Raw genomic sequence first — 25,799 nt, forward strand, 5'->3', positions numbered from 1 at the left:
CCCGCATGGAGCAGGCACGGCGGATCGCCACCATCGTGGCCGGCGTGGGCGGGGCGGCGCTGCTCGTGGTCACGTCCACGCACTGGAGCCGGCCGGGCGTGTCGGTGTCGCTGTTCGACGTGCCGGAGCGGGTGCGCAGCCACGACCCGCTCGCCGCGGTCGCCATCGCGGTGCCGGTCGTCGCGATCGTCGCCGGGCTGGCGGGGCTGCGCCGGTGGCCGGTGGCGCTGCTCGCCGGCGGGGTGGCCGCCGTGCTGCAGCCGCTGGCCTTCCTCGTCGGCACGCCGTATCCGGCGTGGGTCGACGCGGTGAGCACCGGTGGGCGGCCGCTGCTGGTCGTCGGCGGCCTGACCGCGGCCCAGTCGCTGCTGCGGCAGGGCGCCGGCCGGTGGGGCGCGATCGTCGCGGGGCTGACGATCGGTGCGCCGCTGGTGACCTCGCTCCTGGAGAACCCGTGGTGGCGGCGGCCGGCGACCGCCGCGGTGCCGTGGTATCCGGCGGCCATCGCGCTGGGGCTCGCGGCGATGGTGCCGGCGGTGTGGCTGCTGCGCGGCGGCGACCCGGCCGCCCGGCCGGACACCGGACGCCGCTGGGAATGGTCGCGGCTGCGGCTCGTCCTGGCCGGCGGGCTGGCCCTGGCGATCGTCTTCTCGCTGTCGCTGCTGAGCGTCCAGCTGGTCTCCAGGCTGCTCGGCCTGCGCGAGGACACCCTGTTCCGGCACCAGATCGTCGCCGATGCGGTCGTCGGGGCCATCGGGATCGTCGTCGTGCTGTGCCTCGCCGCCATGACCGGGCCGTGGTCGGTGGGCGGCGTGCTGACGGCGGCGGCCGTGCAGGTAGGCATGGCGGCGCCGATGCTCCTGGTGGCGTACGGGATCCAGCTCACGTCGCCGGCCGTGGTCGCGGTGGTCGCCGGTCTGGTGGCGGGCGCCGTCCTCGCCGGGGGCCGCCGGCGGTTCCCGGTGGCGGCCGCGGTCGCCGGGGTGGTGGCGGTGGCGCTGTATCTCTTCCAAGCGGCGACGGGGGGCGACCCGGTCCTACCGGCTCGCCAGGGCTTCGTCCCGGGCCTCGTGATCGCGGTCCTCGTCGGCGCGGTGGTGGCCGCGGTCGTCGGCGCCTGCGCGTCGGCCCTGGCACCCGCCGGCGCCGTGCCGGCCGTCCTCGGCCCCCTCGCGGCCCTGGTGGCGGCCGGCGGGCAGCAGGTCATGGCGACCACCTACGGTTCCCGTAGCGCGCACTTCAACCTGACCACGTCGGCCGTGCTACTGCTCGCCGCGGCGGCCGCGGTCGGCGGGCTGGGCCTGGCGCAGCAGTGGGCGCACCGGCGGGCCGAGCGCCGGCACGCCGAGCAGATCCGCCAGGAGGCGGCCGAGGCCGAGCGCAACCGGCTGGCCCGCCCGATCCACGACGGCGTGCTGCAGGTGCTGGCCCTGATGCAGCGCCACGGCGGCGAGCTCGGCGGCGCCGGCCCCCGGCTGGCCGCCCTCGCCGGCGAGCAGGAGATCGCCCTGCGCAGCCTGCTCAGCGGCGGCGGCGACATCTCACCGCCGCCGGGGCGGCGCGCCGCGCAGCGGGACCTGCGGGCCGGGTTCTCCACCCTGGCCTCCGCCGCGGTCCAGGTGGCCGCGCCCGCCGAGCCGGTGCTGCTGGCCGACGCGGCGGCGGCGGAGCTGACCGCCGCGGTGCGGGCGGCGCTGGACAACGTCCGCCGCCACGCGGGCCCGGGCGCCCGGGCGTGGGTGCTGGTGGAGGACGAGGACGACGCGGTGCGGGTGACGGTCCGCGACGACGGGGTCGGCTTCGCCCCCGAGCGCCTCGCCGAGGCCGCCGACGCCGGCCGGCTGGGGGTGGCCCAGTCGATGCGCGGCCGCATCGCCGACCTGGGCGGGCGCACGGAGATCTTCAGCCGGCCGGGCCGGGGCACCGAGGTCGAGTTCTGGGTGCCCCGCGGCCAAAGCGCACCGCAACGACCGGGTCAGGCGTAGAGGCCCTGGCGGTAGTTGGACTCGTCGTAGTACGCCTCGAGCTCCTCAAGGGTCTCGGGCGTGTCCTGCACGCTCTTGACCAGCGTCGCGTGGGAAGGCAGCGCGTCGGGCGTCCAGGCCTCGGGCTTCCACAGCTTGGAGCGCATGAACGCCTTCTGGCAGTGGAAGAAGATCGTGTCGATGTCGACGACCAGGGCCAGGATCGGGCGGTGGCCCTCGACGACGAGCTCGTCGAACCACGGCGCGTCGGTCAGCAGCCGGGCGCGGCCGTTGATGCGCAGCGTCTCGCCCCGGCCGGGGATCAGGAAGACGAGCCCGACGTGCGGATTCTCGATGATGTTGTGGTACCCGTCGGCGCGGCGGTTGCCGGGCCGCTCCGGCAGCGCGATCGTGCGGTCGTCGATGACGTGGGTGAAGCCGGGCGGGTCTCCTTTGGGCGAGACGTCGCAGTTGCCCTCCGCGTCGGACGTGCCGACGAGGACGAAGGGCGACAGGCCCAGCCAGTCGCGGTCGGTCGGGCAGAGTCGGTCGCGTTCCTTGCTCACGGCCCGGGGCTTCGGCGACCCGAGCAGCTCCTCCAGCTCTCTTGCCGAGGTGATCTGCATGTACGCCAGAATAGACGCCGTAACAACCTGAAACAGAGCGGATATTGTACGGCCGGACGTGTGCCATTAGTTTCAGCTCATGACGGGACAACCCACCGACGCATATCGCGACGACCGCGCGCACGTCTTCCACTCCTGGTCGGCCCAGCGAACCCTCGATCCCGTCGTCGTCGACGGCGGCCTGGGCGCCACGTTCTGGGACGAGAGCGGCCGGCGGTACCTCGACTTCGCCTCCCAGCTGGTCAACCTCAACCTCGGCCACCAGCACCCCCGGGTCGTGGCCGCCATCCAGGAGCAGGCCGGGAAGCTCACCACGATCGCGCCGACCTTCGGCAACGCGGCCCGCGGCAAGGCCGCGCGGCTGATCGCCGAGGTCGCCCCGGGCGACCTGGAGCACGTGTTCTTCACCAACGGCGGCACGGAGGCCAACGAGCACGCGATCCGGATGGCCCGCGGCACCACCGGCCGGCACAAGATTCTGGCCGCCTACCGGTCGTACCACGGCGCCACGACCGGCTCGATCACGCTCACCGGCGATCCGCGCCGCTGGGCGAACGAGCCCGCGATGCCGGGCGTCGTGCGGTTCTTCGGGCCGTACCCGTACCGCTCCCCCTTCCACGCCGAGTCCCCCGAGCAGGAGACCGAGCGGGCGCTGGCCCACCTGGAGGAGGTGTTCACGCTGGAGGGCCCGCACACGATCGCGGCCGTCGTCCTGGAGTCGGTGGTGGGCACCAACGGCATCCTGGTTCCCCCGCCGGGCTACCTCGCCGGCGTGCGCGACCTGTGCGACCGCCACGGCGCGCTGCTCATCGCCGACGAGGTGATGAGCGGGTTCGGCCGCTGCGGCGAGTGGTTCGCGGTCGACCACTGGGGCGTGGTGCCCGACCTGATCACCTTCGCCAAGGGCGTCAATTCCGGTTATGTACCGCTGGGTGGCGTCATCCTCGGCCCGCGCGTCTACGAGACGTTCGCCGAGCGCCCGTTCCCCGGCGGCCTGACGTACTCGGGACATCCGCTCGCCTGCGCCGCCGCGGTCGCCACGATCGAGGTCATGCACGAGGAGGGGATCAACGAGCGGGTCCGCGACCTCGGCGAGCGGGTGGTCCGCCCGCGCCTGGAGAAGCTCCGCGACCGCCACCCGAGCGTCGGCGACGTGCGCGGCCTTGGCCTGTTCTGGGCGATCGAGCTGGTCCGCGACCGCGACACCAGGGAGATGCTGGTGCCGTACAACGCCGCCGGCCCGGCCGCGAAGCCGATGGCCGAGGTGATCGCCGGCTGCAAGGCCCGCGGCGTGTGGCCGTTCACCCACTTCAACCGCGTCCACGTGGTCCCGCCCCTGGTCATCACCGAGGACGAGCTCCTGCAGGGCATCGACGCCATCGACGACGCCCTGGACGCCGCCGACGCCTACGCCGCCTGACCCGGCGCCGGCGCCGGTGGACGAGCGGGCGGCCCGGCCCGCTCGTCCGCCGTCCCGGGACCCGGCCGCCTACGACACGGCCCTCGCCGCCATCGACGAAGTGCTAAGCTCGTCGCCGTCGATGCTCTGGCCGCCGCTCTCGCGATCCGCGACATCCTCTGATGCAGCCGGGCACGATCGCCCTCGTCCTGATCGCCTCCGTGGCGCACGCCGTCTGGAATACGGTGTCGAAATACAAACGCGGCGACACCGTCCTGTTCGTCTGGGCCTACACGTGCGCCTCGGCCGTCCTGTGCGTCCCGATCGGCGCCGCCGTCGCGACCTCCGAGGCGCAACCCCTGAACTGGCAGCTTGCGGTCGGCGCGGTCGTCTCGGCGGCGCTGCACCTGGCGTACTCCCTGACATTGCAGGCCGGATACGACCGCGCCGAACTCGGCGTGGTCTACCCGGTCGCCCGCGGAACCGGGCCGGTGCTGTCGATGCTCGTCGCCATCCTCATCCTTGGCGAGCGACCCAGCGGGCTGGCGATGCTCGGAGCCCTCACGGTCGTCGCCGGCGTCGTCGTGGTCACCGGCAACCCGTTCCGAAGCCGCCACCACCGCCCCATGCGCGGCCTGCTCTGGGGCGGCGTCACCGGTGCCGCTATCGCCGCCTACACCCTCTGGGACAGCTATTCGGTCACCGCCTTGCACCTGGCTCCCGTGACCTACTACGCCGGAACATTGCTCGTTCAGAGCCTGATCCTGACGCCAAGCGCGCTGCGCCGACGAGCTCGACTCCCGGCCACCGCCCGGGTCGATGCGGCCCCGGTCCTGACGATCGCAGTACTCTCGCCACTGGCCTACATCCTCGTTCTCACCGCCATACAAACCGCGCCCGTCGCGCTGGTCGCACCGCTGCGCGAGTCCTCCATCGTCATCGGATCACTCCTGGCATGGCGACTGTTCCAAGAAGACCAGCTCGCACGCCGCATCAGCGGCGCCGCCGTCGTCCTGGCCGGCATCGCAGCGATCAGTCTCTGACTTCCCGCACGTCAACGAAATCTCAGCCCGGCGACGGTGAGATCGTCACGTACCGGAGATCTCTCGCTTCCTATCGATCACCGCTGCGCCGGCAAACAATCGACCGCCCGACGACGGTTGTTGGTCACGTCCGCCGGCGCGGTGGATGAGCTTGGCGTGTCCGCCACAGACCGGCACACCCCCCTATGCGCCGCGTGCGGTCCGGTGGCGGCCGGCCCGAAGCCGCCGCGCTCACCCGCACCCCGGCGCCGGCCGGCACCGCCCGGGAACCGGCACCGCCGGCCGCCATGCCCGCCGGCGACCAAGCGGTGCCCGCCCCTGCCCGCCCCAACACGCAGGGGCGGGCGCGATCGCACCCGTCGTGCGCTACACGCCGCGCGGCACGGCGCCGCGACCGGAAGTCTCCGTGATCATGCACACCCGGGCATCGACACCAACGGTTTTTCATGATCGCGGAATGCTGATGTACCCCCGTGTACCGAAAGGCTCCGGGATCATGGCAAACCGCGGTGCGGCCACGGCGGACATCATGATCACGGAGACATACGTCCGCCCCGGCCGCGCACATCGCAGATTGCGCCCGCCTGGTGCGACATCCGCACCGCACCGCCCCGGGTCGGCGCTGACCGCTGGTGCCCCCACCGGTGGCCACCGACGCCCAGCCCGCGACGGCCGCCTGACCATCAACTAGACATGCCGCGCCATCAGGCTGATCAGGTCGTAGGTCACGTGTGACGCCGCGATCGTGGTCAGCTGCGCGTGGTCGTATGCCGGCGCCACCTCGACCACGTCGGCCCCGACGATGTTCGCGCCGTCGAGCCCCCGCAGCACGGCGAGCAGCTCCCGGCTGGTGAGACCGCCGGCCTCCGGGGTGCCGGTGCCCGGTGCGTGCGCCGGGTCGAGCACGTCGATGTCGATGGAGACGTACACCGGATGGCCGCCGACGCGCGCCCTGATCCGCTCGATCAGCTCGGGCAGCGCGCGGTGCTGGAAGTCCAGCGACGAGACGATGCCGAAGCCGAGCCGCTCGTCGTCCTCGAGGTCCCGCTTGCTGTAGAGCGGCCCGCGGATGCCCACGTGGGTGGTGTGCGCCGCGCGGAGCAGCCCCTCCTCCGTGGCCCGGCGGAACGGCGTGCCGTGCGTGTACGGCTCCCCGAAGTACGTGTCCCACGTGTCGAGGTGGGCGTCGAAGTGCAGCAGCGCCACCGGGCCGTAGTGCTTGTGCATCGCCCGCAGCAGCGGCAGCGCGATCGTGTGGTCGCCGCCCAGGGTGACCAGGCGCCGGCCGTCGCCGATCAGCCGGGTCGCGCCCTCCTCGACCTGCGCGAGTGCCTCGCCGATGTGGAACGGGTTGGCCGCGATGTCACCGGCGTCGACGACCTGCCGGGCGGCGAACGGCGAGACGTCGAGCGCCGGGTTATACGGCCGCAGGAGCCGGCTCGCCTCGCGGATCGCCGCCGGGCCGAATCGCGCGCCCGGCCGGTAGCTGACCCCCGTGTCGAACGGAACGCCGACGATCGCGACGTCGTAGGCGGAAACCTCCTCCAGCCGCGGCAGGCGCGCGAAGGTCGCGATGCCCGCCCAGCGCGGGACCACCGACGCGTCGACCGGGCCGAGCGGGATCTCCGGCTTGTCCGTCATATACGAATTCCTCCGGTGCCGTTGTCGAGGAGCGTGATGGACGGCATGCTCGCCATCGCCGACCGTATCGTGATCCTCTGACCGACCGAAGAGCGGAAAGGGCTCCCCACATGACCGCCGGCCGCAATCCGGAGATCCTCGAGATGATCGCGCGGTGAGCGACCCGCCCGTGGTCGCGGTGCTCGACCGGATCCTCAGTGCCGAGCGGGCCGCCGAGTTGATCCCGGGCGCCCGGATCGTCGCCGACCTCGGCAATCCCGGGGATGTCACGGCGATCGTCGCCGGGCCGGGCACCCGGCTGGCCGACGGGCTGATCGAGTCGATGACGGGCCTGCGGATCGTCGCGTCGACCTCCGCGGGCTACGACAACCTCCCCGTCGACCGGCTCGCCCGGCGCGGCGCGTGGGTCACCTCGGTGCCCGACTACTGCGTCGAGGAGGTCGCCGACCACGCGCTCGCGCTCGTCCTCGACCTCCTGCGCCAGGTCAGCCTCCACGACCGGGCGCTGCACTCCGGCGGCTGGCGGGTCGCGCCCGGCGCCTCGGGCACGCCGCGGCGGATCGCCGGTACCACGCTCGGCATCCTCGGCCTCGGCCGGACGGGCCGCGGGCTGGCCCGGCGCGCATCGGCGCTCGGCATGCGGGTGCTCGCCTGGGCGCCGCGGGTGCCGCCCGCCGAGCGGCCCGGCGGCGTCGAGCTGGTCGCCGACCTCGACACCCTGCTCGCCGCCGCCGACGTCGTCAGCGTCCACCTCGCCCTCACCGAGCGGACCCGCGGCCTGCTCGACCGGGAGCGGCTCGCCCGCCTCCGGCCCGGCGCGATGCTCGTCAACGTCGCTCGCGGCCCGATCGTGGACGGCGACGCGCTCGGTGAGGCGCTCGCGTCGGGCCGCCTAGCCGGCCTCGCCCTCGACGTCTACGACGTCGAGCCCCTGCCCGCCGACCACCCGCTGCGCGCCAGCCGCGCCGTGCTGACCCCGCACATCGCCTGGTGGTCGAGCGACGCCGTCCGCGAGGGCGGGGAGCGTGCGGCCGCCGCCGTCGCGGCGGTGCTGCGCGGCGAGACCCCCGCGGGGATCGTGGCGCGGCCGGCCGAACCACAAGGGAGACCATGACAGCGAACATCGAGACCGAGACCCAGACCCAGACCGAGATCGAGGCCCGCCGCGAACTGGCGGCGGTCTTCCGGCTGGTCGCGCACTTCGGCATGACCGACCTGATCTACACCCACATCTCGGCGCGCCTGCCCGGCACCGGGGACCGCTTCCTCATCAACCCCTACGGCCTGCTGTTCGAGGAGATCACGGCCTCGTCGCTGGTGGAGATCGGCGCCGACGGCCAGGCGGTCCGCGAAGGGTCGATGCGGGTGAATCCGGCCGGCTTCGTCATCCACTCCGCGATCCACCTGGCCCGGCACGACGCGAAGTGCGTGCTGCACACCCACACCAAGGCCGGTTGTGCGGTGGCCGCGCAGGCCGGCGGGCTGCTGCCGCTGAACCAGATGTCGATGGAGTTCTACAACCGCGTGGGGTACCACGACTACGAAGGCGTCGCGCTCGACCTCGACGAGCAGCAGCGCCTGGTCGCCGACATCGGCACCCACAACGCGCTGATCCTGCGCAACCACGGGCTGCTCACCGTCGGCGAGACGCCGGGGGCGGCCTTCCTGCGGATGTTCTATCTGGACCGCGCCTGCCAGATCCAGGTCGAGGCGCAGCACGGGTCGGGCGAGCTGGTCATCCCGAGCCCGGCGGTCGCGGAGCGCACGGCCCGGCAGCTCAACCTGGAGGACGTCGGCGACACGTTCGCCGACACCCAGGCCAACGACCTCGCCTGGGCGGCGATGCTGCGCCTGGTGGCGCGGGTGGCGCCCGACTACGCCGACTGAACCCCGCGCGGCGGGAGGCGTGGGGGCGGCCGGCGGCGGCCGCCCCCACGGCAGGTCAGGCGCCGCCGGCGGTCAGGGTGACCGTCTGCGGGGAGAACGAGGTGCCGTTGATGTCGACGCCGGCGGCCTTGGCGGCGTCAAGGGCCTTCTGCATGTACTCGTTGGTGTGGTCCAGGCCCTCGGGCTTCTTCTTGAGCACCGTGTCACCGGTCTGGTTCTTGGTGGTCAGGGAGATGTCGACGGTGCGCGACCAGTCACCCTCGCTGATCAGGCCGACGCCCAGCGGCGAGGGCCAGATGAGCTTGTTGACCTCGTTCATCTGCCACAGCTGGTGCGTCTTGCCGAGCTTGGAGCCCTTCGCCACGACCATGTCGCGGCACTCCTCCGGCTTGTCCCGGCAGTACGCCCAACCCTTGACGGTGGCGGTCAGGAACTTCACCGTCTGGTCCTGGTATGCCTTGTCCTTGAGCTTGTCGGTGTTGGCCCAGACGGCGTCCTGCAGCATCGAGGTGCCGACCGACTTCCAGTCGATGATGGAGAAGTCCTCGGGCTTGTAGAGCTGCCCGGTGGCCGGGTTGGTGGCCTCCAGCAGCTGCGCGTACTCGTTGTACGACATGGCCTGCGCGACGTCGATCTCCTTCTTCAGCAGCGCCTGCATGTCGAACTGCTGCTGGACCAGGGTGACGTCCTTGCCCGGGTCGAGCCCGGCCTTGGTCATGCCGGCGAAGAGCTCGAACTCGTTGCCGAAGCCCCAGTTGCCGACCTTCTTGCCCTTGAAGTCCTTGGGCTCCTTGATGCCGGAGTCGGCGAAGGCGACCTGGTAGGTGCCGGAGCGGGCGAAGATCTGCCCGACGTCGGTGATGCCGGCGCCCTGCTCGCGCGAGGCGAGGGCCTTGGGCACCCAGGCCACGGCGTAGTCGGCCTTGCCCTGCGCCAGGACGGTCTGCGGCACGATGTCCACGCCGCCTTCCAGCAGTTGTACGTCGAGGCCCTGCTCCTTGTAGAAGCCCTTGTCCACGGCGGCGATGTAGCCGGCGAACTGGGCCTGGTAGAACCACTGCAGCTGCAGCTTGACCACGGTGAGCCCGCCGCTGGTGGTGGTCGACGGGGAACCGGTGTTGTCGGCGGTACCGCAGCCGGCCAGGACGAGTCCTGCCGCCGCCACGGCGCCGATGAGGCGCACTCTTCTCATGGGGGATCCTCCGGGTTGCCGTTTAGGAACGGGTCTTCCAGGGTGTCGCGATCCGCTCCAGCAGGAGCGTGGTGAGGTAGAAGACGAGCCCGAGGACGCAGGCGCCGACCACGAATGCCCACGCGCGGGGGTATGCGGTGAACGCGGCGGCGGAGGTGATGCGCGACCCGAGCCCGTCCTGCAGCCCGCCGAAGTACTCCGCGACGACCGCAGCGATGACGGCCAGCGACGACGCCTGTCGCAGGCCGGTGAACACATACGGCAGCGCGCCCGGCAGCCGGACCAGGCGGGCGAAGGTCCACCCGCCGGCGGCGTAGCTGTCCATGAGCTCGCGGTGGGTCGGGTCGACCTCCCGCAGGCCGCGCAGCGTGTTGATGAAGACCGGGAAGAACACGATGATGCCGGCCACCAGCCGGCGCGGCACGCTGCTGGTGGTCTCGAACATGTTGTTGAGGATCGGGGCGAGGGCGATGATCGGCAGCGCGTTGAGCACGGCGGCGAAGGGCACCGAGATCTCGCTGAGCAGCCGCACCCGGCTGGTGGCCATGGCGACGAGCACGGCGACGACCGCGCCGCCGATCAGGCCGGCGAGCGCGTTGGCGCCGCTGGCCAGGGCCGCGTCGAACACGTTGCCGCGCTGCTCGACCAGCTCGGCCCAGATCGCCGACGGGGCGGGCAGGATGAACGGCGCGATCCGCCCGGCCTTGACGGTCAGTTCCCAGCCGGCGATCGCGAGGATGCCCACGAGCACGGGCGGCAGGACGGTCCGCAGGTATTTCATGCGCGCAGCGCCTTGCGCACGGCGGTGACGTGCTCGAAGTACTCCGCCGACTGCCGCACGGCCTCGTCCCGCCTGCCCAGGGCGATGTCGATGGTGGCGGTGATCCGGCCGGGCCGGGCCGACATGACGACGACCTTGTCGGACAGGAACACGGCCTCGGAGATGGAGTGGGTGACGAACACGGTGGAGGTCTTCGTCTTGGCGCAGATCTGCAGCAGTTCGCCCTGCAGCCGCTCCCGGGTCATCTCGTCCAGAGCGCCGAACGGCTCGTCCATGAGCAGCAGCGGCGGGTGTACCGCCAAGGCCCGGGCGATCGCGACGCGCTGCTGCATGCCGCCGGAGAGCTGGGCCGGGTAGTGGCCGCCGAACTCGGACAGCCCGACCAGCGCGAGCATCTCCTCGGCCCGGTCGCGCCGCTGCTGCCGCGGCACCTTGCGCAGTTCCAGCGGCAGCTCGACGTTGCGCCGCACGGTGCGCCACTCGAAGAGGCCGGCCTGCTGGAAGGCGATGCCGTACTCCTGCTCGCGGCGGGCCTGCCGGGCCGGTTTCCCGGCGACGGTGACGGCGCCGGCGGTGGGCGGGATGAGGTCGGCGATGAGCCGCAGCAGGGTGGACTTGCCGCAGCCGGAGGGCCCGATGAGGGACACGAACTGTCCGCTGCCGACGGTGAGGTCCACTTCGGACAGTGCGGTCACCTCGTCGGCGCGCCCTTGGTTGAACACCTTGCTGACGCCGTCGAGCGATACGGCGGTCATATGACGTTCACCTCGACTCGACGGCGATGGCGCATGAGGGGGAGCTCGAGCAGGGAGACGAAGGCGGCGACGACCAGGCCGAGCACGGCCGCGCCGAGCATCGCGGTGTAGACCTTGGCGGGGTCAGAGGTGGCCTCCTGGGAGTACGAGATGATCAGCCGCCCGATCCCGCCGCGGGTGCCGGTGGAGATCTCGCCGACCACGGCGCCGACGACCGCGGCCGCGCCGGCCAGGCGCAGGGCCGGGAACAGGAACGGCAGCGCGGCGGGCAGCCGCAGCTTGACGAACGTGCGCCACCAGCCGGCGGCGTAGCTGCGCATCAGCTCGACGCCGCTCGCCGACGGCGACTGCAGCCCGCGCAGGAGGCCCACGGCGACCGGGAAGAACGCGAGGTAGGCGGCGATCGTCGACACGGTCATCCAGTCCTGCCAGGGGTACGGGCCGAAGGACAGCGCGCCGCTCCAGCCGGCCACCAGCGGCGCCAGCGCGACCAGCGGCACGGTCTGGGACAGCACGACGTAGGGCAGCAGGCCGCGCTCCACGACCCGGAAGCGTTGCATGAGCGCGGCGAGCACGAAGCCGATGAGCACGCCGGCGGCGAAGCCGACCGCGGTGACGCCCAGGGTGAACAGGCACGCGTCGACGACCACCCGCCAGATCGGCCGCCCGCCGGCCAGTTCCGGGCGGAACAGGCGCTGTACCACGGTGTACAGGTGCGGCATCGACAGGTCGTCGGCGTGGGGCAGCACGGGCACCCCGAACAGGGTGGTGCCCTCGGGGCGCCCGACCGCCTTGTAGCCCTCCCAGAGGGCGACGAAGACGGCGAGGCCCGCGAGGGCACCGAAGAGTCGTTTCATGAAACGGCCGGGATGACGTGCTCGCCGTAGGCGGCGAGCGTGGACTCCTTCGCGTCGTGCTGCAGGTACAGGGCGAACTGGTCCACGCCGAGCTCCTTGAGCTCGGCGAGGCGCTCGAGGTGCCGCTCGATCGGGCCGAGGATGCAGAAGCGGTCCACCACCTCGTCGGGGACGAAATCGGTGTGGACGTTGCCGGCCCGGCCGTGCTCGGCGTAGTCGTAGCCCTTGCGGCCCTTGATGTAGTCGGTGAGGACGGTCGGCACCGCGCCGTCGGCGCCGTAGCGGGACACGATGTCGGCGACGTGGTTGCCGACCATGCCGCCGAACCAGCGGGTCTGCTCCCGCTGGTGCGCCAGGTCGTCGCCGACGTAGGCCGGGGCGGCGACGCAGAACTTGATCGCCGCCGGGTCCCGGCCCGCCTTCTCGGCCGCCGCCCGCACCGCCGTGATCATCCAGGCGGCGATGTCGGGGTCGGCCAGCTGCAGGATGTACCCGTCGCCGACCTCGCCGGTCAGCGCGAGCGCCTTGGGCCCGTAGGCGGCCACCCACACCTCGAGCCGGCTGTCGGCGGCCCAGGCGAACTTCAGGTCCCGGTCGCGCAGGTGCACCTCGCGGCCGTTGCCGAGCTCCCGGATCACCTGCACGCACTCGCGCAGCTCGGCGAGGGTGGTGGGGCGGGAGCCGAGCACCCGCACCGCCGAGTCGCCGCGCCCGATGCCGCAGATGGTGCGGTTGCCGTACATCTCGTTGAGGGTGGCGAACAGCGACGCGGTGACGGTCCAGTCGCGGGTGCCCGGGTTGGTCACCATCGGCCCGACGACGACCCGCTCGGTGTCGGCGAGGATCTTGCTGTAGATGACGAACGGCTCCTGCCACAGCACGTGCGAGTCGAACGTCCACACGTGGCTGAACCCGGCCGCCTCGGCCTGTTTGGCCAGCTCCACCACGCCCATCGCGGGCGGGTCGCACTGCAGCACCACGCCTACGTCCATGCCGTCACCGGACCTTCGGGAAGCCGAGGTCGACCTCGGAGGTGGCCGGGTCGGGCCAGCGCGAGGTGACGACCTTGCTGCGGGTGTAGAACTGGATGCCCTCGGGGCCGTACATGTGCAGGTCGCCGAAGAGCGAGGACTTCCAGCCGCCGAAGCTGTAGTAGGCGACCGGGACCGGCACCGGGACGTTGACGCCGACCATGCCGCAGACGACGTCGTACTGGAACTGCCGGGCGGCGCCGCCGTCGCGGGTGAAGATGGCGGTGCCGTTGCCGTACTGGTTGTCGTTGACCAGCTTGACGGCCTCGTCGTAGCTCTCGGCGCGGACCACGGACAGCACCGGGCCGAAGATCTCGTCGGTGTAGAGCGGCGAGTCGGTGCTGACCTTGTCCACCAGCGACGCGCCGAGGAAGAACCCGGGGCCGTCCGCGATCGGCGCCGACCGGCCGTCGACGACGACCTCGGCGGTGCCGGGCTCGGCGAGGTAGCCGGCCACCCGGTCGCGGTGCTCGCGGGTGATGAGCGGGCCCATCTCGGCCGCCGGGTCGGTGGCCGGGCCGACCGCGATCCGGCCGATCCGCTCGCCGATCGCGGCGACCAGCGGGTCGGCGATCGCGCCGACCGCGACCACGACGGCGACGGCCATGCACCGCTCCCCCGCCGAGCCGTAGCCGGCCGAGACGGCGGCGTCCGCGGCGGCGTCGACGTCGGCATCGGGGAGTACCACCATATGGTTCTTCGCACCGCCCAGCGCCTGGACCCGTTTGCCGGCCCGGGTGCCCTGCTCGTAGATGGACCTGGCGATCGGCGTGGATCCGACGAAGCTCAGCGCCTGCACGTCGGGATTCTCGATGAGCCGCTCGACGGCCTCCCGGTCGCCCTGCACGACGTTGAACGCGCCGTCGGGCAGCCCGGCCTGGCGCAGCAGGTCGGCGAGCAGCAGCGAGACGGACGGATCCTTCTCACTGGGTTTGAGTACGAACGTGTTGCCGCACACCAGCGCGTTGCAGAACATCCACATCGGCACCATGGCCGGGAAGTTGAACGGCGTGATGCCGGCGACGACGCCGAGCGGCTGGCGGATCGAGTAGACGTCGATGCCGGTCGAGGCCTGCTCGCTGTAGCCGCCCTTGAGCAGGTGCGGCGCGCCGGTGGCGAACTCGATGTTCTCCAGCCCGCGGGCCAGCTCGCCGCCGGCGTCGGCGACGGTCTTGCCGTGCTCGGAGCTCACCAGGGCGGCGATCTCCTTGCGGTTGGCGTCGACCAGCTCGCGGAAGCGGAACATCACTTCGGCCCGGCGGGACAGCGACGCCGCCCGCCAGGCCGGGAAGGCGGCGAGCGCGCTGGCGACGGCCGCGTCGGTCTCGGCGGCCGTCGCGGCGACGACGTACGCCTGCTGCTCGCCGGTGGCCGGGTCGTACACCGGCAGCCGGCGGCCGCTGGTGCCCGAGACGGCCTGCCCGTCGAGCCAATGTCTGATCTCACGCATGTGCTGTAACCCCTAAACCAGGTAGTCGGACAGGCCCCGGCGGAGGAACTGCCCGTGTCCCTTGCGGCCGTGGTAGGTGTCGCCGGAGACGATCACGGTCCCGCGGGAGAAGACCGTGTCGACCTTGCCGGCGATCTCGTAGCCTTCCCACGCCGAGTAGTCCATGTTCATGTGGTGCGTCTCGACGCTGATACGGGTGCGCGCCGAGGGGTCGTAGAGCACGATGTCGGCGTCCGAGCCGGGCGCGATGACGCCCTTGCGCGGGTACAGCCCGAACATCCGTGCCGGCGTGGTGGCGATCGTCTCCACCCAGCGGGCCAGGGACAGCTGGCCGTCGACCACGCCCTGGTAGAGCAGGTCGACGCGGTGCTCGACGCTGCCGATGCCGTTGGGGATCTTGGAGAAGTCGCCGATGCCCATCTCCTTCTGGTCCTTGAAGCAGAAGGGGCAGTGGTCGGTGGAGACCACGGACAGGTCGTTGCTGCGCAGGCCCCGCCACAGGTCGGCGCGGTGGCTCTCGTGCTTGCTGCGCAGCGGCGTCGAGCAGACCCACTTGGCGCCCTCGAAGCCGGGCGCGCCGAGCTGGTCCTCCAGCGTGAGGTACAGATACTGCGGGCAGGTCTCGGCGAACACGTTGCGGCCCAGGTCACGGGCGGCGGCGACCTGCTCGAGGGCCTTGCTGGCGGACAGGTGCACGATGTAGAGCGGGCAGTCGGCGGCCACGCTCGCCAGCCAGATCGCCCGGCTGGTCGCCTCCGCCTCGAGGGCCTCGGGGCGGGTGATGCCGTGGTGGATCGGGTCGGTCTCGCCGCGCTCGATCGCCTGCTTGACGAGCACGTCGATGGCCGGGCCGTTCTCCGCGTGCATCATGATGAGCGCGCCGTTGTCCCGGGCCTTCTGCATGGCGCGCAGGATCTGCCCGTCGTCGCTGTAGAAGACGCCGGGGTACGCCATGAAGAGCTTGAAGCTGGTGATGCCCTCCTCGTTGACGAGCTGGTCCATCGCCTTGAGGGCGTCGTCGTCGACGCCGCCGAGGATCTGGTGGAAGGCGTAGTCGATGTGGCACTCGCCCTGCGTCTTGGCGTGCCACGCGGCCAGGCCGTCCTGGACCACCTCGCCGTAGCGCTGGATGGCGAAGTCGATGATCGTGGTGGTGCCGCCGAACGCGGCCGCCCGCGTGCCGGTGTCGAACGTGTCGCTGGCCTTGGTGCCGCCGAACGGCATCTCCATGTGGGTGTGCGCGTCGACGCCGCCGGGGATGACGTACTTCCCGGTCGCGTCGATGACGTCGAAGTCGCCCTCGGTCGGCCCGTCGCCGGGCATGAAGATCGCGGAGATCTTCTCCCCGACGATCAGCACGTCGCCGGGGATCGCACCCTGCGGCCCGACGACCGTCCCGCCCTTGATCAACGTCGCACTCACGGCTGCACCAGCTCCCCGTAGGCGTCGGGGCGGCGGTCGCGGTAGAACTGCCAGCGGTCGCGGACCACGGCGAGCAGGTCCAGGTCCAGGTCGCGGACGATGAGCTCCGGGTTGTTGGCGTCGCCGACCTCGCCGACGAACTTGCCCTCCGGGTCGACGAAGTAGCTGGTGCCGTAGAAGTCGTTGTCGCCGAGCGGCTCGATGCCGGTGCGGTTGATCGCGCCGATGAAGTACTCGTTGGCCACGGCGCTGGCCGGCTGCTCCAGCTGCCACAGGTAGGCGGACAGGCCGCGGCTGGTCGCCGACGGGTTGAACACGATCTGCGCGCCGTTGAGCCCCAGCGCGCGCCAGCCCTCCGGGAAGTGCCGGTCGTAGCAGATGTAGACGCCGACCTTGCCCACGGCGGTGTCGAAGACGGGATAGCCGAGGTTGCCGGGGCGGAAGTAGAACTTCTCCCAGAAGCCCTTCACCTGCGGGATGTGGTTCTTGCGGTACTTGCCGAGGTACTTGCCGTCCGCGTCGACGACGGCGGCGGTGTTGTAGAGCACGCCGGGCTGCTCCTGCTCGTACATCGGCAGGATCATGACCATGCCCAGCTCGGCGGCGAGGGCCTGGAAGCGCTCGGTGGTCGGGCCGGGGATGGACTCGGCGTACTCGTAGTAGGCGGAGTCCTGCACCTGGCAGAAGTACGGGCCGTAGAACAGCTCCTGGAAGCAGATCACCCGGGCGCCCTGGGCGGCGGCCTGTCGGGCGTAGTCCTCGTGCGCCTTGATCATCGATTCCTTGTCGCCGGTCCAGTTGGTCTGGACTATGGCGGCCCGGATGACTGTCATGGCTACCCCTTTCTGGTCGCCCGACGTGGGCCGGTAGCGGGGAATTGTCCGGCGGAGGCGACCTTGTCTCGGGTCGGATGCCGTAGGACACTAACGACACAAATCTAGGCGGACAATGGTTCGACCGTTACAGAATGTTTCGGAGATGTAATTTGCTCGCGCTCATCGCCGGCGCGGTCGACGACCGCAGCGCCCGGGGGATCGCCGCTGCCGTCAGCCGCCTGGTGACCGCCGGGACGCTGGCGCCCGGCACCCGCCTGCCCACCGTCCGCGATGTCGCCCGCGAGCTGGGCATCAGCCCGACGACGGTGAGCGAGGCCTGGCGCAGCCTGGCCCGGGCCGGCGCGATCCAGACCCGCGGCCGCTCCGGCACGTTCGTGGCCGGCCCCTCCCTACCCCGCCAGCGGCTGCGCTACGCCCAGCTCGGCGGCAGGGTCGGCGAGCTGCGGGCCGGCCTGCTGCGCGACTACTCCACCGGCGTGCCCGACTACGACCTGCTGCCCAGCCTCACCGAGGCCCTCAAGCGCATCGGCGACGCCCGGCTGACCACCAGCTACCTCGACGGGGCGGTGCTGCCCAGCCTGGAGGACGCGCTGCGGGAGCGCTGGCCCTTCCCGCCCGAGCAGCTGACCGTCGTCGACGGCGCCCTGGACGCCCTGGACCGCATCACCGGCGTCGTGGTGCGCTTCGGCGACCACGTGCTGGTCGAGGACCCGGCGTTCCCGCCCGTGCTCGACCTGCTGGAGACCGTCGGCGCCACGGTGGTCGGGGTGCCCATCGACGAGCACGGCGTGCGCCCGGACGCGCTGTCCGCCGCGCTGGCCGGCGTCGAGCCGGTCGCCCTCTACCTGCAGCCGCGCGCCCACAACCCGACCGGCGCCAGCATGACCGCGGCCCGCGCCGACAAGCTGGCCCGGGTGCTGGCCAAGCACCCCGGCGTCACGGTCATCGAGGACGACCACGCGGGCGGCATCGCCACCGCCGCACCGGTCAGCCTGGGCCGGCGCCTGCCGGAGCGCACCGTCCACGTGCTGAGCTTCTCCAAGAGCCACGGCCCGGACCTGCGCCTGGCCGCGATCGGCGGCCCGGCGTCGGTGGTCACCGCGGTCACCGACCGCCGCCTGCTCGGGCCGGGCTGGTCGAGCCGCCTGCTGCAGGCCGTGCTGGTGGACCTGCTGACCGACCCGGCGACGGTCCGCCAGATCGCTTACGCCCGCGAGGAGTACGCCCGCCGCCGCACCGCCCTGCTCGACGCCCTCGACACCCGCGGCGTCACGGCCACCGGCGCGGACGGCATCAACATCTGGATGGCGGTGGCCAGCCAGCAGGTCGCGATGCTCACTCTGGCCGCGCACGGCATCGCGGTCGCCCCGGGCGCCCCGTTCGAGGTCAACCACCTCGACAGCGACCACGTCCGCATCACCGCCGGCCTGATCCGCGACGACGTCGAGGCCCTGGCCGACATCTTCGCCGAGGCGGCCGGCGCCCCCCTGCGCGGCAGCGGCCCCCGCACCGCCAGCCACCCCCGCGGCTGGCGCTAACTCACACTGCCCCTCCCGCGCAGCTCGCCCGCCCGCGACCACCACCCGCTGCGCGGCAGCGCCCCCGCACCCCCAGCCACCCCGCAGCTGGCGCTAACCCACACCGGCCCTCCCGCGCAGCTCGCCCACCCGCGACCACCACCCCGCTGCACGGCAGCGCCCCCGCACCCCCAGCCACCCCGCAGCTGGCGCTAACCCACACCGGCCCTCCCGCGCAGCTCGCCCGCCCGCGACCACCACCCCGCAGCGCGGCAGCGCCCCCGCACCCCCAGCCACCCCGCAGCTGGCGCTAACCCACACCGGCAGTCCTGCGCGGCAGGCTCGCCGGCGACCGCGATGCCCGGCCCGCGCCTCCATACCGCCGACGGCGACCGCGATCCGCGATCCCACCCGGCCGGCGCTGCGCGCCGCGGAGCACAGCACACCGACCAGAAGTCTCCGCGATCATGCCCCACCCGCCACCGACACCAACGGTTTTTCATGATCACGGAGCGCTGATGTACCCCCGTGTACCGAAAGTCTCCGGGATCATGGCAAACCCGTAGTGCGGCCGCGACGAGCATCATGATCACGGAGACATACGCCCGGCCCAACCACACAAATCGGACGTCCGCCTGACGGGTGATACATCTGAAATATCCGACCTGCCGCACCACCCCAGGGGACGGGGCCGGTGACCGCCGTGCCCGCAACGATGGCCATCGACGCCCAGCTGCGGTGGCCGCCGGCTGCCCGCCCGCACTGCGCGCGCTCCCCCGCCGCCCGCGCCGCCCCGCGCTCCCCACGCCGCCCCCGCTCCCGGCACCGCCCGCGCTCCCCACGCCGCCCCCGCTCCCGGCACCGCCCGCGCTCCCCACGCCGCCCGCGCCACCCGCTCCCCGCGCCACACGCGCTTCCCCGCGCCACCCGCTTCCCCACGCCACACGCGCCACCCGCTCCCCACGCCACACGCGCCACCCGCTCCCCACGCCACACGCGCCGCCCGCTCCCCACGCCACACGCGCCGCCCGCTCCCCGCGCCGCACGCGCTTCCCCGCGCCGCCCGCGCTGTGCGCGAAGCCTGCCCGCGCTGGCTGCTCGCTACGCCGCGCCGACGCGGGCAGACCGGTCCGTGCGCTGCACGCGCCGGTCCGGGCCGGCTGCGCACGATGCCGCGGGGCCCAGTCCGGCGATGCCACGCGGGCCGGGCGGGGCGTGGGTGGGTGCTGGGCGGCGGGGCAGGCGGCCGTGGGCGGTCCGCCGGGGCGGCAGGTGTCAGTCGTACTCCAGGCAGAAGGGGTGGCCGGCCGGGTCGCTGTAGACGCGGAAGCCGGGCTCCTTCGTCGAGAGCAGCTGGGCGCCCAGGCGTAGCACGTGGGACTCGGCGGCGTCGATGTCGTCGACCCAGATGTCCAGGTGCAGTTGCTGAGGGTAGCTCGGGTCGGGCCACTGCGGCGGGATGTGGTGGGGGGCCAGCTGGAAGCTGATCCGGCTCGCGCCGTCGCCGATGTCGATCCAGTCGGGGTCGACCTTCGTGATCGGCAGGTCGAGCAGCTCCGCGTAGAAGCGGGCCAGGGCATGCGGATCCGGGGTGTCCAGCACGACCGTCGAAAGTCTCGCAATCATCCTCTCATCGTGCCCTAGGGGTACGACAAAAAACCCTGCGCCTGGATGGCGGTGATGGCCACCGTGTTCACGATGTCTTTCACCGTCGCGCCGCGGGACAGGTCGTTGACCGGCTTGCGCAGGCCCTGCATGACCGGGCCGACGGCGACCGCGCCGGCCGAGCGCTGCACCGCCTTGTAGGTGTTGTTGCCGGTGTTGAGGTCGGGGAACACGAACACCGTCGCCTGGCCGGCGACGGGGCTGCCGGGCAGCTTGGTGGCGGCCACGGCCGGGTCGATGGCCGCGTCGTACTGGATGGGGCCCTCCACCGGCAGGTCCGGGCGGCGGGCGCGGACCAGCGCGGTGGCCTCGGCGACCTTCGTCACGTCGGCGCCGGTGCCGGACGTGCCCGTGGAGTAGGACAGCATGGCCACGCGGGGCGTGACGCCGAAGCGGGCGGCGGTGTCGGCCGAGGACAGCGCGATGTCGGCCAGCTGGGCGGCGTCGGGGTCGGGATTGACGGCGCAGTCGCCGTAGACGAGCGCCCGGTCGGGCAGGAGCATGAAGAAGACGCTGGAGGCGACGCTCAGGCCGGGCACGGTCTTGATGATCTCGAAGGCGGGGCGGATGGTCGCCGCCGTCGTGTGGGTGGCGCCGGAGACCATGCCGTCGGCGTGGCCCAGCTGCACCATCAGGGTGCCGAAGTACGACACGTCGCGCACCACGTCGCGGGCCAGGTCCAGGGTGATGCCCTTGTGGGCGCGCAGGCCCCGGTAGACCTCGGCGAACTCCTCGCGCAGCGGGCTGGTGACGGGGTCGACCAGCTCCGCGGCGCCGACGTCGACGCCCAGGTCGCGGGCCTTCGCCCGGATCGCGGCCGGGTCGCCGAGCAGGGTCAGGCCGGCCACGCCGCGGCGCAGCAGGATGTCGGCCGCGCGGAGGATGCGCTCCTCGGTGCCCTCCGGCAGCACCAGGTGCCGCTTGTCCGCCCGGGCGCGGTCGATCAGATCGTACTCGAACATCAGCGGCGTCACCCGCGAAGACGCGGTCAGCTCGAGCGTCGAGGCCAGCTCCGCGGTGTCCACCGACGCCTCGAACGCGCCGAGGGCGGCCTCCACCTTGCGCGGGTTGGCGGCGCTGAGCCGGTGCTCGACCCGGGTCGAGGCGGCGATCGTGTCGTAGCTGGCGGTCGGCACCGACAGCACCGCCAGGTTGGGCTTGAGCCGCTCGAACAGCGCCAGCGCCGCCGGGTCGGGGCCGATGCCCAGGGTCAGCACGATGCCGGCGATCGGCATCAGGCCGGAGGCGTGCGCGGCGCCGGCCGCGACCAGCAGGTCGGCCCGGTCGCCGGGGGTGATGAGCAGGCAGTCCGGGGTCAGGCGGGTCAGCAGGGCGGGCACCTGCGCCGCGCCGACGACATAGTCGAGCACGTCGCGGCCCAGCGCCGAGTCGGGGTCGCCGCCGGCCGTGACCACGCTGGCGCCCAGCTGGGCGGCGACCTCGGCGACGGTCGGCGCGCCGACGGTGGGCACCTCCGGGATCGTGTAGCACGGCACCGGGAGTTTTGGCGCCGGTACCACACCGGGGGTCTTGTTCAGGATCACGGCGGCGACCGTCGCGTCGAGGTCGGCCAGCGCGTGGTAGGCCTGCCGGGCCGCCGAGTCCAATGTGGACGCATCGAGGCCGGAGCCGTTGACCACCGAGACGATCGCGGCGCCGAACTCGTTGGCCAGCCGCGCGTTGAACGCCAGGTCGTCGTCGATGTCGGTGCCGATGACCACGACCGCGTCGTGCTGCTGGGCCAGCGGCCGGAACCGCTCGACGAGCAGCGAGACGAGCTCCTCGCCGCGGCCCTCCGCGTGCAGCTTGGACGCCTCGGCGAAGGTCACACCGTAGAGCCGGTCGTGCTTGATGTCGTACCGCGAACGCAGCAGCTCCAGCAGCACGTCCTCGGACGCCGGGGCCACCGGCCGGAACACGCCGATGCGGGGCACCTTGCGCGACAGCAGCTCGGCCAGGCCCAGGGCCACCGCCGACTTTCCGGAGTCGGGACCATGCTCGACGAGGTACACGATACGCGCCACGGCAGTAGTCTGCCTGGCATGATCCTCGTGCTCAACAGCGGCTCCTCTTCCGTGAAGTACCGCGTGGTCGACCTCACCGATCCGGATCACAACACGCGCGGCCTGATCGAGAAGATCGGCGAGCCGGGCGGCGTGGCCGACCACACGGCCGCCATCGGGCAGGTGCTGGCGGGCCTCGGCGGCGTGCCGATCGACGCGGTCGGGCACCGCATCGTGCACGGCGGGCCGCGCTTCACCCGGCCGACGCTGGTCGACGACACCGTGCTCGCGGCCCTGCACGAGCTCGTACCGCTGGCGCCACTGCACAACCCGGGCGGCATCATCGGCATCGAGGCCGCGCGGGCGGCGCTGCCGTCGGTGCCGCACGTGGCCGTGTTCGACACCGCGTTCCACGCGACCCTGCCGCCGGCCGCGTCCACCTACGCGATCGACCGGGACCTCGCCCGGCGGTACGACATCCGCCGTTTCGGCTTCCACGGCACCTCGTGCGCGTATGTCACCGGCCGCGCCGCCGCCCTGCTGGGCCGCGCGCCGGAAGCGCTCAACCTGATCGTGCTGCACCTGGGCAACGGGGCCAGCGCCACCGCCGTGCGGGGCGGGCGCAGCGTCGAGACGTCCATGGGCCTCACCCCGCTGGAGGGCCTGGTCATGGGTACCCGCTCGGGGGACCTCGACCCGGCCGTCGGCGGCTACCTGCACCGGGTCGCGGGCCTGGACTTCGCCGCCGTCGACGACACGCTGCAGCGCCACGCCGGGCTGCTCGGCCTGGCCGGCGTCAACGACATGCGCGCCCTGCTCGAGCGCCGCGCCGCCGGCGACCCGGACGCCACGCTCGCCTTCGAGGTGTACTGCCACCGCATCCGCAAGTACGTCGGCGCCTACCACGCCGTCCTGGGCCGCCTCGACGCGATCGTGTTCACCGCCGGCGTCGGCGAGCACTCGCCGGAGGTGCGCGCGGCCGCCCTGTCCGGCCTCGACGGCTGGGGGATCGCCGTCGACGAGGCCCGCAACGCGGCGAACGAGCAGGTCATCAGCCCGGACGGCGGCCGCGTGACGGTCTGCGTGGTGCCGACCGACGAGGAGCGCTCGATCGCCGAGCAGACCGCCGCGTTGCTGCGCGCCTAGCGCATGCCGGTCACGGGTCGACGGTGGGCTTGGTGGGGCAGCCGTGCTGCTTCTGCCAGGCGTTGAGCTCGGCGACCGGGGACTTCTCCTTGCCGGCCTTCCACGCGTCGAGGTACGACCACGGCCAGATCACCCCGCGGCGGGTCCACCAGTCGCCGGTCTTGGCGCACGCCGGGGACAGGCCGAAGTGGATGTGGCAGGCGCTCGCGTCGCCGGTGCGGCCCACCTTGGCGATCGGCTGGCCGGCGGTGACCGGGGTGCCGGGCTCGATGCCCTCGTCGACGGCGGAGAAGTGCGAGAGGTAGTACCGGGCGCCGTCGGCGCCGAGGATCGACACCGACAGGCCGCCGCGGGAGGAGCCCTCGTTGACCTTCGCGGTCCACGTGTCGACGCGGGTCACCTCGAGCACGGTGCCGTCGACCGGGGAGAGCGCGGTGAGGCCGCAGTTGGCGATGATGTCGCTGGCCGGGTAGTCGTGGTGGTCGTGGGAGTACGACCCCTTGTTGCCCTGCACCGGGAACACGTGCTTGGTCGCGCCGGGTGTGCCCGTCGCGCCGGAGGCGCCGAGCCCGGCGTTGGCGTTGGCGCCGCCGCCGGACGGGGAGGCGGCCGGCGAGTCGCCGACCTGGCGGCCCTGCGACTCCTGAGGGGCGGGCGCCGAACCGGGCGGCGCGGGTTCGTCGCCGCCGCCGCAGCCGGCCGCGCCGAGGGCGACGAGGACCGCGACCGCGGCGAGGCGTATACGCAGCACAGACATCGCCGCCACCCTACGCGCACGGATCGCGCCGCCCAAGCGGCACGGGGCCGGGCCGTCCGGTCGGGCCGCACATCCTGACCGATTGACGCCGCGGCACGGCCAAGGGTCAGGAGCGGGCGGCGTAGCCCAGATCGGCGGCGAGCCCGGGCCGCCGCCGGCCATCCGTTCGGTGACCCAGCGGCCGCGAACCGCGCCGGTCGCCCGGGGCCTGAAGGCGTGGTACTGTCGACCCGTTGCAGTATGACTACCAAATACTTTGCCAGCGCCTGGTGGGTATCTGACCCCCGGGCGCTCTTTGTTGTGCCGGCTCCACGCGCCGCGACCATTCCCGATCGGCGCCGGCCCGCACGACCCTTCACGTCTGGAGCATGCATGGCGGCCCGCCGCATTCGTCACACACCATCGTCCCAGTCCACGACGTTCGCCGACCTCGGCGTGCCCGCCGTGCTGACCCGGGCCCTCGCCACCGCGGGGATCACCGAGCCGTTGCCGATCCAGGCCGCGACGCTGCCGGACACGCTGGCCGGGCGCGACGTGCTCGGCCGGGGCCGGACCGGCTCGGGCAAGACCTACGCGTTCGTGCTGCCGGTGCTGGCCCGGCTGGCCGCGAGCGGTTCGCCGCGACGGCCCGGCCGGCCGCGGGCGCTGATCCTCGCGCCCACCCGCGAACTCGCCACCCAGATCCAGGCGGCGATGGCGCCGTTGGCGCAGGCGCTGTCGCTGCGGACGCTGGCCGTCTTCGGCGGCGTGGGGGCGGCCGCCCAGATCGAGCGCCTGCGGGCGGGGGTGGACGTCCTCATCGCCTGCCCGGGCCGGCTCGCCGACCACGTGCGGTCGGGCCACGCCCACCTCGACGCGGTGGAGATCACCGTGCTCGACGAGGCCGATCACATGGCCGATCTCGGGTTCCTGCCGGAGGTACGGCGGCTGCTCGACCTGACCCCGCGGGCCGGCCAGCGCCTGCTGTTCTCGGCGACGCTGGACGCCGGCGTCAACGTGCTGGTGCGGCAGTTCCTGACCGACCCGGTCACCCACAGCGTCGACTCGGCGCTGTCGCCGGTGGCGGCGATGGCGCACCACGTGCTGCACGTGCGCGACGACGAGCGGTTCGGTGTGCTGGCGAATCTCGCCGCCGCGCCGGGCCGCACGGTGGTGTTCACCCGGACCAAGCGCCGGGCGAAGACGCTGACCCGCCAGTTGGTCGCCGCCGGGGTCCCGGCCGTGGAACTGCACGGCGACCTGGCGCAGTCCGCGCGCAGCCGCAACCTGCTGGCCTTCTCCGACGGCACCGTGACGACGCTGGTGGCGACCGACATCGCGGCCCGCGGCATCCACGTCGACGACGTCCGGCTCGTCATCCACGCCGACCCGCCGGTGGAGTACAAGGCATACCTGCACCGATCCGGCCGCACGGCCCGGGCCGGCGCGCACGGCACGGTCGTGACGCTCATGACCGACAACCAGGTCGCCGAGGTGCGCGAACTGGCCCGGAAGGCGGGTATCTCCCCGGCCACCACGCGCCTCGGCCCCGGCGACCCGCGGCTGAGCCAGATCGTTCCCGGCGAGCGGTCGTTCACCGCGCCGCCGCCCGGCAGCCCGCCGCCGGCGGATGCGCCGGCGGATGCGCCGGCGCCGCGCCGCGCCGGCCGCGGCGGGAGATCGCGGGCGGGGGCGCGCGCCACCGTCACCCGGGTGGCGGCGCACTCGGCGGCCGGCGGCGGGGCCGGCGCCCCGGCTGCGCCGGACGGGCCCTCGGGCGCCGCGGCGTTCTCCGCGCGGGCGCGGGTGGGCGGCCGCCGCCGGGGACGCTGAAGCGGCCGGGCGCGC

At 72.8% G+C, this 25,799-nt stretch carries 21 protein-coding genes; 8 read left to right on the forward strand and 13 right to left on the reverse strand.

All coding sequences use genetic code 11. The features are described 5' to 3' along the window. Window positions 1-5 precede the first annotated feature (5 nt). The gene (locus tag ACQPXD_RS39160; RefSeq protein WP_432827180.1) at window positions 6-1,985 is read left to right on the forward strand and encodes a sensor histidine kinase; all 1,980 of its coding nucleotides are present in this window, start codon (window positions 6-8) and stop codon (window positions 1,983-1,985) included. Here ACQPXD_RS39160 and ACQPXD_RS39165 read toward each other — a convergent pair. Continuing rightward, on the reverse strand, window positions 1,976-2,590 hold the full coding sequence (locus ACQPXD_RS39165) for a pyridoxamine 5'-phosphate oxidase family protein (RefSeq protein ID WP_432827182.1): 615 nt from the start codon (window positions 2,588-2,590) through the stop codon (window positions 1,976-1,978). The two genes, ACQPXD_RS39160 and ACQPXD_RS39165, sit on opposite strands and share 10 nt — an antisense overlap. 79 nt (window positions 2,591-2,669) lie before the next feature. Between ACQPXD_RS39165 and ACQPXD_RS39170 the strand changes: the two genes are divergently transcribed. Beyond that, window positions 2,670-4,010, forward strand: coding sequence for an aspartate aminotransferase family protein (locus tag ACQPXD_RS39170; protein ID WP_432827184.1), 1,341 nt, complete (start codon window positions 2,670-2,672; stop codon window positions 4,008-4,010). Between the two features lie 161 nt (window positions 4,011-4,171). Continuing rightward, complete coding sequence (locus ACQPXD_RS39175; protein WP_432827186.1) at window positions 4,172-5,032, forward strand: EamA family transporter; 861 nt, start codon at window positions 4,172-4,174, stop codon at window positions 5,030-5,032. A gap of 687 nt (window positions 5,033-5,719) precedes the next feature. On the opposite strand, the gene speB is transcribed toward ACQPXD_RS39175, so the two are convergent. After that, the gene (speB, locus tag ACQPXD_RS39180; RefSeq protein WP_432827188.1) at window positions 5,720-6,673 is read right to left on the reverse strand and encodes an agmatinase; all 954 of its coding nucleotides are present in this window, start codon (window positions 6,671-6,673) and stop codon (window positions 5,720-5,722) included. A gap of 154 nt (window positions 6,674-6,827) precedes the next feature. Here speB and ACQPXD_RS39185 point away from each other — a divergent pair, with 154 nt between their 5' ends. Together ACQPXD_RS39185 and ACQPXD_RS39190 are read left to right on the forward strand one after the other, a co-directional pair. Continuing rightward, the gene (locus ACQPXD_RS39185; protein ID WP_432827190.1) at window positions 6,828-7,787 is read left to right on the forward strand and encodes a C-terminal binding protein; all 960 of its coding nucleotides are present in this window, start codon (window positions 6,828-6,830) and stop codon (window positions 7,785-7,787) included. After that, window positions 7,784-8,560, forward strand: coding sequence for a class II aldolase/adducin family protein (locus tag ACQPXD_RS39190; protein ID WP_432827192.1), 777 nt, complete (start codon window positions 7,784-7,786; stop codon window positions 8,558-8,560). Before ACQPXD_RS39185 ends, ACQPXD_RS39190 begins: the two co-directional genes overlap by 4 nt. Before the next feature lie 55 nt (window positions 8,561-8,615). Here ACQPXD_RS39190 and ACQPXD_RS39195 read toward each other — a convergent pair whose 3' ends face one another. From ACQPXD_RS39195 to ACQPXD_RS39230, 8 genes are read right to left on the reverse strand one after another with little or no spacing between them, the layout of a single operon-like run. Beyond that, window positions 8,616-9,752 (reverse strand): ABC transporter substrate-binding protein, encoded by a 1,137-nt coding sequence (locus ACQPXD_RS39195; RefSeq protein ID WP_432827194.1) that lies wholly within the window; start codon window positions 9,750-9,752, stop codon window positions 8,616-8,618. A gap of 22 nt (window positions 9,753-9,774) precedes the next feature. Continuing rightward, window positions 9,775-10,533, reverse strand: coding sequence for an ABC transporter permease (locus ACQPXD_RS39200; RefSeq protein ID WP_432827196.1), 759 nt, complete (start codon window positions 10,531-10,533; stop codon window positions 9,775-9,777). Then, on the reverse strand, window positions 10,530-11,288 hold the full coding sequence (locus ACQPXD_RS39205) for an ABC transporter ATP-binding protein (RefSeq protein WP_432827198.1): 759 nt from the start codon (window positions 11,286-11,288) through the stop codon (window positions 10,530-10,532). Before ACQPXD_RS39205 ends, ACQPXD_RS39200 begins: the two co-directional genes overlap by 4 nt. Continuing rightward, window positions 11,285-12,145: an ABC transporter permease gene (locus ACQPXD_RS39210; RefSeq protein WP_432827200.1), complete on the reverse strand. Its 861-nt coding sequence runs from the start codon at window positions 12,143-12,145 to the stop codon at window positions 11,285-11,287. The genes ACQPXD_RS39205 and ACQPXD_RS39210 overlap by 4 nt, the downstream gene beginning before the upstream one ends. Beyond that, entirely contained in the window at window positions 12,142-13,137 is a 996-nt protein-coding gene (locus tag ACQPXD_RS39215; protein ID WP_432827202.1) for a TIGR03842 family LLM class F420-dependent oxidoreductase, read from the reverse strand. The genes ACQPXD_RS39210 and ACQPXD_RS39215 overlap by 4 nt, the downstream gene beginning before the upstream one ends. A gap of 4 nt (window positions 13,138-13,141) precedes the next feature. Then, a complete protein-coding gene (locus ACQPXD_RS39220; protein ID WP_432827204.1) occupies window positions 13,142-14,626 on the reverse strand; it encodes a CoA-acylating methylmalonate-semialdehyde dehydrogenase in 1,485 nt (494 codons plus the stop codon). A 12-nt stretch (window positions 14,627-14,638) separates the two neighbouring features. Further along, complete coding sequence (gene hydA / locus ACQPXD_RS39225) at window positions 14,639-16,048, reverse strand: dihydropyrimidinase (RefSeq protein ID WP_432827206.1); 1,410 nt, start codon at window positions 16,046-16,048, stop codon at window positions 14,639-14,641. Continuing rightward, window positions 16,045-16,881, reverse strand: a complete 837-nt coding sequence (locus ACQPXD_RS39230; RefSeq protein WP_432827208.1) for a nitrilase-related carbon-nitrogen hydrolase — start codon at window positions 16,879-16,881, stop codon at window positions 16,045-16,047. The genes hydA and ACQPXD_RS39230 overlap by 4 nt, the downstream gene beginning before the upstream one ends. A gap of 152 nt (window positions 16,882-17,033) precedes the next feature. Here ACQPXD_RS39230 and ACQPXD_RS39235 point away from each other — a divergent pair, with 152 nt between their 5' ends. Further along, window positions 17,034-18,422 carry a PLP-dependent aminotransferase family protein gene (locus ACQPXD_RS39235; protein ID WP_432827210.1) on the forward strand — a complete coding sequence of 463 codons (1,389 nt, stop codon included), beginning with the start codon at window positions 17,034-17,036 and terminating at the stop codon, window positions 18,420-18,422. A gap of 1,254 nt (window positions 18,423-19,676) precedes the next feature. Here ACQPXD_RS39235 and ACQPXD_RS39240 read toward each other — a convergent pair. Both ACQPXD_RS39240 and pta read right to left on the reverse strand, forming a co-directional pair. Beyond that, window positions 19,677-20,027: a VOC family protein gene (locus ACQPXD_RS39240; RefSeq protein WP_432827212.1), complete on the reverse strand. Its 351-nt coding sequence runs from the start codon at window positions 20,025-20,027 to the stop codon at window positions 19,677-19,679. 14 nt (window positions 20,028-20,041) lie between these two features. After that, complete coding sequence (pta, locus tag ACQPXD_RS39245; protein ID WP_432827214.1) at window positions 20,042-22,090, reverse strand: phosphate acetyltransferase; 2,049 nt, start codon at window positions 22,088-22,090, stop codon at window positions 20,042-20,044. Window positions 22,091-22,108: 18 nt separating this feature from the next. Between pta and ACQPXD_RS39250 the strand changes: the two genes are divergently transcribed. Beyond that, the gene (locus tag ACQPXD_RS39250) at window positions 22,109-23,215 is read left to right on the forward strand and encodes an acetate/propionate family kinase (protein WP_432827216.1); all 1,107 of its coding nucleotides are present in this window, start codon (window positions 22,109-22,111) and stop codon (window positions 23,213-23,215) included. Window positions 23,216-23,225: 10 nt separating this feature from the next. Here ACQPXD_RS39250 and ACQPXD_RS39255 read toward each other — a convergent pair whose 3' ends face one another. Then, on the reverse strand, window positions 23,226-23,972 hold the full coding sequence (locus ACQPXD_RS39255) for a M23 family metallopeptidase (RefSeq protein WP_432827218.1): 747 nt from the start codon (window positions 23,970-23,972) through the stop codon (window positions 23,226-23,228). A gap of 372 nt (window positions 23,973-24,344) precedes the next feature. On the opposite strand from ACQPXD_RS39255, the gene ACQPXD_RS39260 reads away from it, so the two are divergent. After that, window positions 24,345-25,784, forward strand: coding sequence for a DEAD/DEAH box helicase (locus ACQPXD_RS39260; protein WP_432827220.1), 1,440 nt, complete (start codon window positions 24,345-24,347; stop codon window positions 25,782-25,784). Window positions 25,785-25,799 lie beyond the last annotated feature (15 nt).

Origin of the sequence: Dactylosporangium sp. CA-092794 (genome assembly GCF_050948465.1) — a bacterium.
In the GTDB taxonomy this organism is placed as follows: Bacteria; Actinomycetota; Actinomycetes; order Mycobacteriales; family Micromonosporaceae; genus Dactylosporangium.